Source organism: Acinetobacter sp. C15 (genome assembly GCF_013420645.1).
In the GTDB taxonomy this organism is placed as follows: Bacteria; Pseudomonadota; Gammaproteobacteria; order Pseudomonadales; family Moraxellaceae; genus Acinetobacter; species Acinetobacter indicus.
This window is the reverse complement of sequence record NZ_VOXR01000009.1, coordinates 41122-54394: the sequence shown is the minus strand read 5'-3', so window position 1 is coordinate 54394 and position 13273 is coordinate 41122. Positions and strand designations below refer to the sequence as shown.

Here is a 13273-nt window from a genome sequence, read left to right as displayed (position 1 = left end):
GTAGCAACATGCTGATTTATGTGATTCCATTTATTTTGTTACTGGTCATCGCGCTGGTGTTAAAAAAGCGTGAAGCCAATAAAGAATCCGAACCAGCAGCAAAAAAACCGGCTGCAGCCAGTAAAACCAAGGCCAAGAAAAGCACCACTACGAAGAAAACTACGGTCAAAACTGCCGTAGTGGCTGAGCCTGTTGCCGAACCACAAGGAAGCACACCACTTCCGGCAGATTTACGCCAGACCATTGAGACCCAGATTCGTGACCGTAACTTTTTCTCGGCCGAAGCGCAGATTAATCAGGCGCTGAAACGTGACCCGTCGTTGCATGAACTGTATCTGCTATTACTGGACGTGCATCTGACCCAAAAAGATGAATTTGCCACCCGCCAATTGCTGGATCATCTGAAGAACCTGGGACTGGAAGATATTCTGACTCAGGCCAATGCCAAGGTAGATGCGCAAAAAGCCCCGCAGGCCAAAGAAGAACTTATTGAATTTACCCCAGCAACGCCTGCAGCAGTTCAAGCCACACCTGCTGAAAAAGCCCAAACTACCGCAGATTTTGATGCACTGATTCAATCCAGCAGTTCAAGCGCAGCTAGCACGTCATTTGACCAGCTACAACAGTCACTCAAAACTGAAACGCCTGCCGAAGCAAAAACAGAGGAATTGCCAGCACTGGATCTGGAATTTACCCCAAGCACTCCGGCTGCGCCTGTTAACACCCCTGCGCCAGCAAAAGCAGAAGAGGTTCAGCCTCTTGAATTTAATCTGTCTTTTGACTCGGCTGCCAGCACCCAAGTGGCTGCACCGGTAACACCGATTGAGCCAGTGACTCCGGCTGCACAAGAACCTCAGGCACTGGATTTCTCGTTTGAGCTGGAAAAGACTGCAACTGAAACCACACCGGCCGTCACCCCCCCACCTGCGGAAGAAAAATCAGACTTTAGTTTTGACTTCTCGATCAGTCCTACACCGGTGGCTGAACAGCTGGTAGAGCCTGCAGTTACCGCACCAGCAGACACTGCACCGCTATTCCAGTTTGACTTAGATAGCGCACCAACCATTGAAGCGACACCAGCAGCACCTGAAGCACCAATGGTTGAAGAGCCCGCTATTGCTGCGGTGGCGGCAACTGCAGTGGATCCGCATGATCCACTGATTCAGTCCTTCCCGGAACTGGGCGAAGTCAATGAAATCCAGCTGAATCTGGATCTGGCTCAGCAATATATTGAGCTGGGTGCCTATGATGCAGCCCGTGCCCTGCTGGCAGAAAAAGAAGCAAACTATTCTGCAGCACAGCAGCAACACGCCACGAAGTTACTCAATCAAATAGCTTCTTGAAGCAAATCTCACTAAGATAAAGCAGTCATCCTTGGCTGCTTTTTTTATGATGAAAAAAATTGCATTAATTTATATGGGCGGTACCTTTGGCTGTGTCGGCGAGCCACTCAGCCCCATGCCTGCAGAACAGTTTCTTCCCCAGCTGCGCCATGTGCTACCGCTACATCTGTCGGTGGAATGTTTTGTGGCACCGGTGATTCAGGACAGTAGCCGCTGTACCGCGACCGACTGGTTACGTCTGGTGCAGTTTATCCAGCAGCTGCAGTTACAACAGTTTCAGCATTTTGTCATCATTCATGGTACCGATACTTTAAGCTATGCCAGTGCCGTGCTGGCACACTTTATCGCGCAGTCTGCACATGTGGTGCTGACTGGCAGCCAGTATCCACTGCTGACCATAGATGGACAGAACACCCGTGACTTCAGTGATGCGCTGGATAACCTGAATTTTGCCCTGGAATCAGTGCTGCAATTGCCGGTTGGCGTGTATCTGGCGTTTCATCATCAATGTTTCCATGGTCGCAGCGCCTTAAAATGCCACACCACTGAATTAGATGCTTTTCAGGGTCAGGCCGCCAGCAGTGCTTTACATCAAAAAGAACAAGCCGCCTACTTGGTACAGGCTGCAGATCTGGACAAAGCACAACACTTCAACTGTATGAGTGTGATGATGCAGCCGATTGGTTTAGAGCAGCAGCTCGCCAATTTGAAACTGATCGCCCAGCAGCCACCGCATTGCCTGATTTTACAAGGCTTTGGTACTGGTAATCTGGCTGTAAATGAAACACTCCTGACGTTGCTACAGTCCTTACAGACGCAAGATTGTGCCGTGATTCTGACCACTCAAGTGCCATTTGGCCCATTGGATCAGCGTTATGCGATCAGCAGCTGGATCCAGAACAGTAAAATTTTAGTCAATGATGGCTTTGGACATGCAGATCTGTATGCAAAAGCATTAAAAATGTATTTACAATACCCGCGCAGAGAACAATGGCAACAGCATTGGTATGACTAAGGCCAATTTGAGGTGAATATGCAACGTTTTGCGGTCGGGATTGAATTTTGTGGTATTCGCTACCGGGGCTGGCAAACCCAGCAACCAGGCGTCCCGAGCGTGCAGGAAACGCTGGAAAAAGTCCTCTCTAAAATTGCCGATGAACCGATTATTCTGCATGGCGCTGGCCGTACCGATGCCGGCGTGCATGCCACCAACATGGTGGCACATTTCGACACGGCCGCCATTCGCCCTGAGCGCGGCTGGCTGATGGGTGCCAATAGCCAGTTACCCAAAGATATTGCGATTCAGTGGATTAAAGCCATGGACATGGATTTTCATGCCCGCTTTAAGGCCTGTGCGCGCCGCTACCGTTATGTGGTGTATAACCATCCACAGCGCCCGGCCCTGCTGCATAAACAGGTCACCCATGCCTACTATGCGCTGGATGTCGACAAGATGATTGCTGCCGCGCAAAAATTTGAAGGTACGCATAATTTTGAAAGTTTCCGTGCCGCGGCCTGTCAATCCAATCAGCCGGTCCGGACCGTCAGTCATTGCCGCCTGATCCGTCATGGGCATTATTTGGTGCTCGATATTCAGGCCGATGGTTTCCTGCATCATATGGTGCGGAATATCATGGGCTGTCTGCTGGAAATTGGACAAGGCATGTATGATATTGAGCATATTGATACGATTTTTGCCGCACAGGATCGTAAAGCGGCTGGCATTACCGCTCCACCCGATGGCCTGTATTTTATTCAGGCGCACTATCCAGAGCAGTTTGACTTGCCTCAAGTACCTTTAGGTCCGCATTGGCTGAATATGCCCGAATAATTGTATTCCGCCCTATCTCCCTTTTACTCAGGGAGTGGTTTCATTCTTGCCACTCCAAGCTTTAAAAACGAAAGTCACCCTTGCATCAAGCGGCAACTCTAAAAAAATCCCCCTTTAATCAAGGGGGACTGCGGAGATGCTTAACGCTGTTTACGTTTCCGGTACTCGACCGGTGTTTCATTGGTCCAGCGTTTAAAAGCCCGGTAAAAGGTGCTCGGTTCAGAAAATCCGGTCAGATACACAATCCGCTCCACGCTTTCATTGGTATTGGCCAGCAGTTTTTTAGCCAGACGGCAACGATAATCCGAGAGAATCTGCTGGAAACTGGTATTGGCCTCACTCAGCTGGGTGCGTAAACGACGCGGCGTGATATTCAGCTGCGCTGCCACGGTTTCCAATGTGGTTTCCCCACTTTCTAGGGTCGACCCAATCGCCCGGCGTACTTCACCGACCAGATCATAACGCGCCAGTTCCTGCAGCTTCTCCAGCGCCAGCTGCTCATGTAACTGCAACAGCTCCGGCTCGGCCTGCCACAGCGGATATTCTAAAATAGAGGGATCGAAATACAGTCGTGTTTCATTCTGCCCCAGACTGACCGGGCACTCATAGACCCGGAAATATTCATCATCGGCAGCGCCCTGCTGGAAATTAAAGTCGATATACAGCGGCTGGAATTTGCCTTCGGTAATAAACTTGAAGAAACGCAAAATGCCCGACATGGCACATTCAGAAAAGTGACGATTGACAATATTGTCAGCCCACGGCTGTTGACCATTGGTTAAATAACAGCGGTCATCTTCAATCACCAGTTTGGCATCAAAGGCATCACTGATTAAACGCTGATAGGCCAGCGCCCGTTTTAAACCTTCACCAAAATTTTCCGAAGAAATAAACAGATGCTCAATCACCTGACCACGATAGAGGGGCAAATGTTCACCCAGATGCAAACCAATATCCGGATCACGGCTGACTTCTTCTGCCGCTACCCAAAACGCATACTGCGCGCCCAAAGGCGTACGATCATTGGCCTCAACCTGATTAAGTGCGACACCTGCTTTTGTTAATATTTCTTCGGTTGGCAAACCGGCACGACGAATCGCTTGGTAGCCTAATCGCAATACAACCGATGCATCAGTTAGCTGACCCACGCAAAGACCTTCCTTGTATGTTCTTCATTTATACTTAAAAAGATTGATTTTAGATTAACTGTGATTGACCAAACTGACAACCATCCACCACGTTTTTTTGTAGAAAAAATTTAAATGTTTTGTTCGCTTATTTTACTGACAGATGATTCATCTGCGGCGGGTTTCACCTTGATTTTTTCAAAAAAATTGACTATAATTTGCGCCTTTCCAATTTGATCATCAGGTAGGCTATGGCCAATAAAGAGGAACTCATCGAGTTCGAAGGCGTTGTCACCGAAACGCTTCCTAATACTATGTTCCGTGTACGTTTAGAAAACGGTCACGAGGTGATTGCCCATATTTCAGGTAAAATGCGCAAGCACTATATTCGCATTTTAACTGGCGACAGCGTGAAAGTTGAAATGACGCCTTATGACTTAACGAAAGGTCGTATTACCTATCGTGCACGCTAAGTTTTAGCGCAAGCAAAAAGCCACCTTCAACAGTGGCTTTTTTATTGGCTGCTGATGCTGCGTAATAGCGAAAAATGGCGTCAAGATCTGCCGCTTATCGAATATACACATATTTTTAGGCTGTCCTTGCCTAGAATGAAGTTTTATTCAATGGAGATCGCGCATGTTTGTCTCTCGCTCCGTTGCTTTGGCGCTCCTCGCGTTCAGTCTCTCCGCTTGTGTAACCACGCCGTCCAGTACCCGAGCTGAACGTGATGCCTATCTGGCCCAATTTGTCGGCCAGTCCAGCCAGCAGATTCGCCAGCAGCTCGATTTAAGCCTGCTCGGTTACGAACAGGTCAGTTCACCACAAATCAGCCCACAGGCGCTCACCTACACCGTTATACGCCCAATCAGCATTCCGATTCCTGTAGCGAATGCCCCGGCCACCGGTCCAGCCCATATTCCAGCGCCCATTGGCCCAGCCAACAGCTATGATGTTAACCTGCACTGCCAGATTGTGTTCCGGCTGGAACAGAATATTGCCCACTCTGTGCACTATACCGGTCGCACCTGTTAAGCGCTGAATCTAGACCTAGCTATTCAATAGCCATAAAAAAACGCAGCCTGCAGCTGCGTTTTTTGATTTGCTGTCGAGACTTAGCCCAATGCCGCAACCACAGCCTGACCCATTTCCTGAGTACCCACTTTATTCATGCCTTCAGACATGATGTCAGCCGTACGTAAACCTTGATCAAGCACATTGCCCACTGCATCTTCAATCGCTTTCGCGGCAGCTTCTTCACGGAAGGTATAACGCAGCATCATTGCCACAGACAAGATGGTCGCCAACGGGTTGGCAATGTTCTGGCCAGCGATGTCTGGTGCTGAACCATGACATGGCTCATACATACCTTTGCCATTTTCATCTAGCGACGCTGATGGCAACATGCCAATAGAACCGGTTAGCATTGCTGCTTCATCAGACAGGATGTCACCAAACAGGTTACCGGTTACCAGTACGTCAAACTGTTTTGGTGCACGTACCAATTGCATTGCCGCATTGTCGACATACATGTGTGACAGGTTGATTTCTGGATATTGTTCAGCGTGTAACTGGGTCACGGTCTGTTTCCACAGCTCAGTTACTTCCAGCACGTTGGCTTTGTCCACCGAGCAGACTTTACCACCACGCAGTTTGGCCATTTCAAAAGCCACTTTGGCAATACGCTTGATTTCTGATTCAGCATAGACGTCGGTGTTAAAGCCCTGTTTCTCGCCATTTTCCAGCTCGCGAATACCACGTGGCTGACCAAAGTAAATCCCACCCGTCAGTTCACGTACAATCAGGATATCCAGACCCGATACAATTTCCGGCTTTAAGCTAGACGCATCAGCCAGTTGCGGATACAGAATCGCTGGACGCAGGTTAGCAAACAGGTTTAATTCGCTACGTAATTTTAACAGGCCACGTTCCGGGCGGATCGAACGCTCAATCGTATCCCATTTTGGACCACCAACTGCACCGAGCAATAAAGCATCGGCTTTTTTCGCCTGTTCAGACGTCACATCCGGATAAGGTGAACCATGCGCATCAATCGCGGCACCACCTAACAATCCCTGTTCCCACGTCAAGCCCAGATTGAACTTTTCATTAACACGCGTAAGCACCTGCTCCGCTGCTGTGACGATTTCTGGGCCAATACCGTCACCGGCAAGAATCAAAATATGTTTTGACATGAGTTTTTCCATTTCCTGTAGCAGTCAACGACTGTGGAGACTAAATTTTCTGTTCCACAAATTCCCCCAGTCCATGTAAGACATTATAAGGTTTGCAGAAACGTCGAATAATTTTCTGGTTTTGTAAAAGATCCACACACAGCGGCTCTGGCGCCGAAACATTCAGCAGACTGCCTTTATGCTTGCTGCGGTCACGGTACATTTTAAAAGTGTACGTTTGACGCGGCTTAAACTGATGAATGACGTGCAGGGTTTCGGCCTGATCACGGGAAATCGGATAGAACCGGATCACCACTTCATGCTGTTTAGCTGGAACCGACAGATATAGCGGATTAGGCTGCCGTAATGAATCTGCCTGCAAGCGCACCAGTCCCTGCTTGATGGCTTCACGACTCAGACGCTGACTTTCAGCATCCATGATCATGACCCGGTTCAAGCGTTCAAACTCGCAATGCTCGGTACCTGAACAATAAATACGTGCATTGGATTGGGATGCCTGTGTCTCTTTTACCTGTTTTAGACGTGCTGTATCCCAGGTTTGACATGCTGTTAACAGCGTAGCCACTCCCCCCAATACAGCAAGCCGACGAAAAACCTTCAACATAGCCCGAGCCCAACCTCATCAAAAAGCAGAATATTTAAATTATTATGCCTTGAATGTTAACAAGAGTTCGACGCCCGTGCTATGCCTATTTACGAAATAACTTAAGCTTGAATTTCCGCAAACACCCACGGACGCGCGGCTTTGGTTTTCTCCTCATACGCGCGAATATCATCGGCATCTTGCAAGGTCAAACCAATATCATCCAGACCGTTTAACAGGCAATGCTTGCGGAATGGATCAACTTCAAACTTGAATGCTTCACCGTTTGGCGTACGGACTTCCTGTGCTTCAAGGTCAATAGTTAACTGATAACCTTCATTGGCTGCACATTCCTTAAATAGCTGATCAACCTGCGCTTCGGTTAAAATCACCGGTAACATGCCGTTTTTAAAGCAGTTATTAAAGAAGATATCCGCAAAACTTGGGGCAATCACCGTACGCAAACCGTATTCGCTTAAAGCCCACGGCGCATGCTCACGGCTGGAACCGCAACCAAAGTTGGCACGTGAAATTAAAATGCTGGCGCCCTGATAACGCGGCTGGTTCAAGACAAAATCTGGTTTTTTAGGACGGATTGAATTGTCCTGACCCGGATAGCCTTCATCTAAATAACGCAATTCATCAAACAGGTTGTCACCGAAACCGGTACGTTTGATTGATTTCAAGAACTGTTTTGGAATAATTAAATCGGTATCGACATTGGCACGGTCTAAAGGTGCAACGATACCCTGTTCAACGGTATAAGCTTTCATATTTATGTTCCAATGAATCCGTAGTCTCTCTCACATCCGCTCCAGCAAGGAGCGGCCTGGGATGAGGGCTTAAACTTAGAATGAACGAACATCCACAAAGTGACCGGCAATTGCCGCTGCTGCTGCCATGGCCGGGCTGACCAGATGGGTACGACCACCATTGCCCTGACGACCTTCAAAGTTACGGTTTGAGGTCGATGCACAGTGCTCGCCTGGCTGTAACTTGTCGGCATTCATGGCCAGACACATCGAGCAGCCAGGTTCACGCCATTCAAAACCGGCTTCCAGGAAGACCTTGTCCAAACCTTCTGCTTCTGCTTGCTGTTTCACCAAACCAGAACCCGGTACCACCATCGCCTGTTTAATGCTTGGCGCCACTTTACGGCCTTTAATCACGTCTGCCGCAGCACGGATATCTTCAATACGCGAGTTGGTGCATGAGCCAATAAAGACACGATCCAGCTGGATATCAGCCAAAGCCTGACCAGCAGTTAAGCCCATATATTGATAAGCACGGGTCCAGTCATTGCGCTGTACCTCATCTTTGGCCTGTTCCAACGTTGGAACTGCTTGAGAGACTGGAATCACCATTTCAGGAGAAGTCCCCCAAGATACTTGTGGTTCAATCTCTTCACCTTGTAATACCACAACGGTATCAAAGTGCGCATCTTCATCAGAATGCAAGGTATTCCAGTACGCCACAGCCTGATCCCATTGCTCGCCTTTTGGTGCATAAGGACGGTCTTTTACATATTCAATGGTTTTTTCATCAACCGCGACCATACCGACACGTGCACCGGCTTCAATTGCCATGTTACACACGGTCATACGGCCTTCAATCGACATATCACGGAACACCTGACCGCCAAATTCAATGGCATGGCCCGTACCACCTGCTGTACCAATTTTGGCAATAATCGCCAGCACCACGTCTTTCGGGGTCACGCCCTGACCCAACTGACCATCTACGCGTACCAGCATGTTTTTCATTTTCTTCTGAATTAAACATTGCGTGGCCAACACGTGCTCAACTTCTGAAGTTCCGATCCCGTGTGCCAGACAGCCAAAGGCACCATGGGTCGCGGTATGCGAGTCGCCACATACCACCGTCATTCCCGGCAAGGTTAAACCCTGCTCTGGTCCAACCACGTGAGCAATCCCCTGACGGATATCGTTAATATCAAATTCAACGATATTAAAAGTCTTACAGTTATCGTCTAAGGTTTGCACCTGAATACGCGAAGTATCATCTTCAATACCGGCTACGCCCTGCTCACGCTCTTTTTTCGAGGTCGGTACATTATGGTCCGGAGTCGCAATATTGGCACTTAAACGCCATGGCTGACGGCCAGCCAGTTGCAAACCTTCAAAGGCCTGTGGAGAGGTAACTTCATGCAACAAATGACGGTCGATGTACAATAAAGCCGAACCATCATCACGCTGTTTTACCAAGTGGTCATCCCACAATTTGTCATATAATGTTTTTGCTTTTTGGGTTTCGCCTGCCATGTCGATGTGCTCCACTGGACTGGGTAATTCTGTCATTAATTTCGATTATAACCACACAATTACATAAATCTAATTTATCATTTTTATCAGTTAAAAAACTTTATGGAATAAATATAATTGATTTTTGCTCAGATTAACATCTGATTAAAAATTCAATTTTCCGATTGAATTTTACAAAATATTCGTTTTTACAAATTAATTCGTACTGACTATGATGATGTTATCAGCACTGAATTGTAGATACGAGGAACATCATCATGGCGCATATTCAAAACTTTGTCGCAAACAACCAGCGAATGTTTAAAAAGACTTTTAGCTACTATGTGATGCACATTACGGTGGCCATGCTTGTCGGCTATTTCGTTACCGGCAGTCTGTGGATGGCCATTACCTTAAGCTTATTGGAACCAACAGTACAGGCGGTGGCCTATTTTATTCATGAACGCATGTGGGAAAAGAAAGCACAAGACGGCACAGAGGAAATCACCGCCTAGCCTATTTTTCGCTCGGTGTTCCTCCCAAAAGATCATCTTCAGGATGATCTTTTTTATTTTAATATAACTTAAATTACTGTTTTTAAAATATTTATATTCAAGTTATGGTTGTTGAACTTCAATTTATAGAAAAATAATCTTTGATTAATTCTAAAAATTTCTAAATAATAATTTTAAGCATAAAAAATCTTTATAGGTGATTGCGATGAATCTTGCAGCATTTGAAGCTTTTGTAAAAGTCATGGAAACCGGTTCGATTTCTCTGGCCGCCGATCAGCTGTTTATTACCCAGCCCGCAGTCACCAAACGGATTCATAGCCTGGAAGAATATTTTGGGGTCAAGCTGTTTGAGTCGGCCGGCCGTGGCGTGCAGGCAACCCATGCTGCGCATTCGCTGTTACCCAAAGTCAAAAACTGGCTAAATGAACTGGGCGATATTCATCATACTTTAAGCCATGAACAGGGCCAGGTGCAGGGTCGCCTGAAAATTGGCACCAGTCATCATATTGGCCTGCATCATCTGCCCGATCATTTGCGTCGCTATGTCCAGGATTTCCCCGATGTCACCTTAGATGTGCATTTTGTCGATTCGGAACAGGCGCATGAACAGGTGCTGGCCGGTGATCTGGAACTGGCCTTTTTAACCCTGCCGCCGCAAGGTGATGACCGGCTGCAATATGTCACCATCTGGAATGATCCGCTGGTGTTTGTAGCTGCGCCTTTTCATCCGCTGGCCCAGCAGAAAAGACTGAAGCTGGAAGATTTAACCCAGTTCCCGAGCCTGCTACCAGCAGCACAAACCTATACCAGCCAGATTACCCTGGCCGAGTTTGAAAAACAGGGCGTGAAGCCAAAAATCACCATGAGCAATAACCCGCTGGAATCCATCCGCATGCTGGTGTCGATTGGACTGGGCTGGTCAGTGTTACCGAAAACCCTGATTAATCAGGACTTGCAACAGCTGGATATTAATCTGGAAATGAACCGCCAGCTGGGCATGGTCTGGCATCCGGGACGCACACAGTCCAAAGCGGCGCAGGCGCTGGTTAACTTTATGCAGCAGCCGGACTAGGTTCATCGACCGGCCGCATCCTTCTGTACAGTTACTGAACAAAACAGCACGCTGCTCCAAATTGGCGTAATTTGAAAAGACAAGGTGCCCGTACAAGACACCAGGATCTTTATAAAAAATGATGCAGGAGCAGAGCGATGAACCAGACCACTTCCCCGCTTGCCTATTCCCCTTCGTTCAGTTCAGCCCAGGCGCTCCAGCAGCGCCTAGCCGGCAGTGCACAGCCTTTACAGCCCAGTCCACGGCTGGATGTCACACAAGCCGATACGCTACGTGCCACCCTCAAGCAATATTTTCTGCAAACCTTTGACTGTTATGAATCATTGTTTAGCTGCCTCAACGGCGATGAGGCCTTTTATCACAAGCCGATTGCGCTGCGCCATCCGCTGATTTTTTACTATGGCCATACCGCGACATTTTTCATTAACAAACTGCTGCTCAGCAAACTGATTGAACAGCGTATCAATCCACATTTTGAATCCATCTTTGCGGTGGGTGTGGATGAGATGAGCTGGGATGACCTGGATGACAGCCGTTATGACTGGCAGACACCCGCGCAGGTCAAACACTACCGCGATCAGGTGCGTGCCACGGTGCTGGAAATTATTGAAAAGGCACCGCTGAGCACGCCAATTGACTGGCAGCATTCGTGGTGGTCGATTCTGATGGGCATTGAACACGAGCGGATTCATCTGGAAACCTCCTCCGTGCTGATTCGCCAGCATGCCCTTGACTATGTCCAGACACAGCCACCATGGCGGCCAAATATCCTGACTAACACCGCACCAGAGAATGCGTTGCTTCCAGTGGCAGCCGGCCGGGTACAGCTCGGTAAGGAGCAGCACGACCCGGTTTACGGCTGGGACAATGAATATGGCCAATATCAGGCAGAGGTAGCGGCGTTTGCGGCCAGCCGCTATCTGGTCAGCAATCAGGAATTTCTGGCCTTTGTTGAAGATGCCGGCTATCAGAACGCAAACTATTGGGAAGATGAAGGCTGGCAATGGCGCAGCTTTGCCCAGGCCAAATATCCGACCTTCTGGCGTAAACACGGGCCGGACTGGTCACTCCGGCTGCTGACCGAAGAAGTACCAATGCCGTGGGACTGGCCGGCGGAGGTGAATTATCATGAGGCCAAAGCCTTTTGCCACTGGAAAGCGAAGCAAACTGGTCAGCCAGTACGACTGCCCACCGAAGAGGAATGGTATCGGCTGGTACAGCTGGCTGGCGTAAATGAGCCGTCTGCACCTGCCAATCTGGCGCTGGCCTATGGTGCTTCCTCCTGTCCGGTCAATACCTTCCCGCATGGCGATTTTTATGACCTGCGCGGTAATGTCTGGCAATGGACCGAAACCCCGATTTATCCATTTCCCGGTTTTGTGGTGCATCCGATTTATGATGATTTCAGCACCCCGACCTTTGATGGCCGGCATAATCTGCTCAAAGGCGGTTCCTGGATTTCTGCCGGCAATGAAGCCGAACTGGCCTCACGCTATGCCTTTCGCCGGCATTTTTTCCAGCATGCCGGTTTCCGTTATGTGGTTTCTGATAAGGAGCCGCTGGCGATTCAATCACAATATGAAACCGACCGGCTGGTGTCTGAATATCTGGAATTTCAGTATGGCCGTGAATATTTTGGCGTGGCCAATTTTGCCCAGACACTGGTGCAACTGGCCCTGACCCAGCTGGCCGACAGACCACGACGTAAAGCACTGGATATTGGCTGTGCTACCGGCCGCGCCAGCTTTGAACTGGCCCGTTATTTTGATGAAGTGGTCGGGATTGATTTTTCAGCGCGCTTTATCCAGAACGGCGTCAAACTGGCACAGGGCGAAACTCTGCATTACAGCATCTGCACCGAAGGTGAACTGGTGGATTATCATGCCTGTGATTTAGCCCAGCTTGGACTGGCGGAGGTCCGGGACAAAGTCCAGTTTTACCAGGGTGATGCCTGTAATCTTAAAGCGATTTTCAGAGGCTATGATTTTATTCTGGCAGCCAATTTAATCGACCGGCTGCATCATCCGGCGCAGTTTTTAAGCCAGATTCATACACGGCTGAATATGGGCGGCATTCTGATGCTCAGCTCACCCTATACCTGGATGGAAGAACACACTGTCCGCAGTGAATGGCTGGGTGGCTTTAAAAAAGATGGCGAAAACTGGAGCAGTCTGGATGGCTTAACAGCCTTGCTAGAGCCGCATTTCCGTTTAATGACTGAACCGCAGGACATCCCTTTTGTGATTCGGGAAACCCAGCGCAAGTTTCAGCATACCTATGCGCAGGTCAGCTTCTGGGAACGGACTGCCTAAATGGATAGAAAAGAAAGCGAAGGATCAGGCCAAATTC

At 48.6% G+C, this 13273-nt stretch carries 13 protein-coding genes; 8 read left to right on the top strand and 5 right to left on the bottom strand.

The window, feature by feature from the left end:
- The first annotated feature begins 8 nt into the window (after positions 1–8).
- Genes FTT63_RS05520 through truA form a run of 3 tightly spaced genes read left to right on the top strand, consistent with a single transcriptional unit; the run spans position 9 to position 3174 of the window.
- Positions 9–1343: a fimbrial protein FimV gene (locus tag FTT63_RS05520; RefSeq protein WP_127799029.1), complete on the top strand. Its 1335-nt coding sequence runs from the start codon at positions 9–11 to the stop codon at positions 1341–1343.
- Positions 1344–1389: 46 nt separating this feature from the next.
- Complete coding sequence (locus FTT63_RS05515) at positions 1390–2358, top strand: asparaginase domain-containing protein (protein WP_163169936.1); 969 nt, start codon at positions 1390–1392, stop codon at positions 2356–2358.
- 18 nt (positions 2359–2376) lie between these two features.
- Complete coding sequence (gene truA / locus FTT63_RS05510; protein WP_104498493.1) at positions 2377–3174, top strand: tRNA pseudouridine(38-40) synthase TruA; 798 nt, start codon at positions 2377–2379, stop codon at positions 3172–3174.
- Positions 3175–3314: 140 nt separating this feature from the next.
- Here truA and FTT63_RS05505 read toward each other — a convergent pair whose 3' ends face one another.
- Positions 3315–4322: an AraC family transcriptional regulator gene (locus FTT63_RS05505; RefSeq protein ID WP_005182061.1), complete on the bottom strand. Its 1008-nt coding sequence runs from the start codon at positions 4320–4322 to the stop codon at positions 3315–3317.
- Between the two features lie 230 nt (positions 4323–4552).
- Between FTT63_RS05505 and infA the strand changes: the two genes are divergently transcribed.
- Both infA and FTT63_RS05495 read left to right on the top strand, forming a co-directional pair.
- Positions 4553–4774 carry a translation initiation factor IF-1 gene (gene infA, locus FTT63_RS05500; protein WP_001284370.1) on the top strand — a complete coding sequence of 74 codons (222 nt, stop codon included), beginning with the start codon at positions 4553–4555 and terminating at the stop codon, positions 4772–4774.
- A 163-nt stretch (positions 4775–4937) separates the two neighbouring features.
- The gene (locus FTT63_RS05495; protein WP_127799033.1) at positions 4938–5333 is read left to right on the top strand and encodes a hypothetical protein; all 396 of its coding nucleotides are present in this window, start codon (positions 4938–4940) and stop codon (positions 5331–5333) included.
- Positions 5334–5413: 80 nt separating this feature from the next.
- On the opposite strand, the gene leuB is transcribed toward FTT63_RS05495, so the two are convergent.
- From leuB to leuC, 4 genes are all read right to left on the bottom strand, one after another.
- Complete coding sequence (gene leuB, locus FTT63_RS05490) at positions 5414–6493, bottom strand: 3-isopropylmalate dehydrogenase (RefSeq protein ID WP_005182055.1); 1080 nt, start codon at positions 6491–6493, stop codon at positions 5414–5416.
- 40 nt (positions 6494–6533) lie between these two features.
- Positions 6534–7097, bottom strand: coding sequence for a hypothetical protein (locus FTT63_RS05485; protein ID WP_016659592.1), 564 nt, complete (start codon positions 7095–7097; stop codon positions 6534–6536).
- A 101-nt stretch (positions 7098–7198) separates the two neighbouring features.
- Positions 7199–7849: a 3-isopropylmalate dehydratase small subunit gene (gene leuD, locus FTT63_RS05480; protein WP_127799035.1), complete on the bottom strand. Its 651-nt coding sequence runs from the start codon at positions 7847–7849 to the stop codon at positions 7199–7201.
- Positions 7850–7924: 75 nt separating this feature from the next.
- Positions 7925–9358, bottom strand: a complete 1434-nt coding sequence (leuC, locus tag FTT63_RS05475; protein WP_127799037.1) for a 3-isopropylmalate dehydratase large subunit — start codon at positions 9356–9358, stop codon at positions 7925–7927.
- Between the two features lie 257 nt (positions 9359–9615).
- Between leuC and FTT63_RS05470 the strand changes: the two genes are divergently transcribed.
- The 3 genes from FTT63_RS05470 (at position 9616) to ovoA (ending at position 13236) form a co-directional block, all read left to right on the top strand.
- On the top strand, positions 9616–9852 hold the full coding sequence (locus tag FTT63_RS05470; protein ID WP_005182043.1) for a DUF2061 domain-containing protein: 237 nt from the start codon (positions 9616–9618) through the stop codon (positions 9850–9852).
- Positions 9853–10057: 205 nt separating this feature from the next.
- A complete protein-coding gene (locus FTT63_RS05465; RefSeq protein WP_005182039.1) occupies positions 10058–10924 on the top strand; it encodes a LysR family transcriptional regulator in 867 nt (288 codons plus the stop codon).
- A gap of 137 nt (positions 10925–11061) precedes the next feature.
- Complete coding sequence (ovoA, locus tag FTT63_RS05460; protein ID WP_127799039.1) at positions 11062–13236, top strand: 5-histidylcysteine sulfoxide synthase; 2175 nt, start codon at positions 11062–11064, stop codon at positions 13234–13236.
- Positions 13237–13273: the final 37 nt, after the last annotated feature.

What these genes read in the sequence shown, in the direction of transcription:
- FTT63_RS05520 (WP_127799029.1), top strand. Translation starts at nt 9, where the DNA reads ATGCTGATTTATGTGATTCCATTTATTTTGTTACTGGTCATCGCGCTG.
- FTT63_RS05515 (WP_163169936.1), top strand. Translation starts at nt 1,390, where the DNA reads ATGATGAAAAAAATTGCATTAATTTATATGGGCGGTACCTTTGGCTGT.
- truA (WP_104498493.1), top strand. Translation starts at nt 2,377, where the DNA reads ATGCAACGTTTTGCGGTCGGGATTGAATTTTGTGGTATTCGCTACCGG.
- infA (WP_001284370.1), top strand. Translation starts at nt 4,553, where the DNA reads ATGGCCAATAAAGAGGAACTCATCGAGTTCGAAGGCGTTGTCACCGAA.
- FTT63_RS05495 (WP_127799033.1), top strand. Translation starts at nt 4,938, where the DNA reads ATGTTTGTCTCTCGCTCCGTTGCTTTGGCGCTCCTCGCGTTCAGTCTC.
- leuB (WP_005182055.1), bottom strand. Translation starts at nt 6,493, where the DNA reads ATGTCAAAACATATTTTGATTCTTGCCGGTGACGGTATTGGCCCAGAA.
- FTT63_RS05485 (WP_016659592.1), bottom strand. Translation starts at nt 7,097, where the DNA reads ATGTTGAAGGTTTTTCGTCGGCTTGCTGTATTGGGGGGAGTGGCTACG.
- leuD (WP_127799035.1), bottom strand. Translation starts at nt 7,849, where the DNA reads ATGAAAGCTTATACCGTTGAACAGGGTATCGTTGCACCTTTAGACCGT.
- leuC (WP_127799037.1), bottom strand. Translation starts at nt 9,358, where the DNA reads ATGGCAGGCGAAACCCAAAAAGCAAAAACATTATATGACAAATTGTGG.
- FTT63_RS05470 (WP_005182043.1), top strand. Translation starts at nt 9,616, where the DNA reads ATGGCGCATATTCAAAACTTTGTCGCAAACAACCAGCGAATGTTTAAA.
- FTT63_RS05465 (WP_005182039.1), top strand. Translation starts at nt 10,058, where the DNA reads ATGAATCTTGCAGCATTTGAAGCTTTTGTAAAAGTCATGGAAACCGGT.
- ovoA (WP_127799039.1), top strand. Translation starts at nt 11,062, where the DNA reads ATGAACCAGACCACTTCCCCGCTTGCCTATTCCCCTTCGTTCAGTTCA.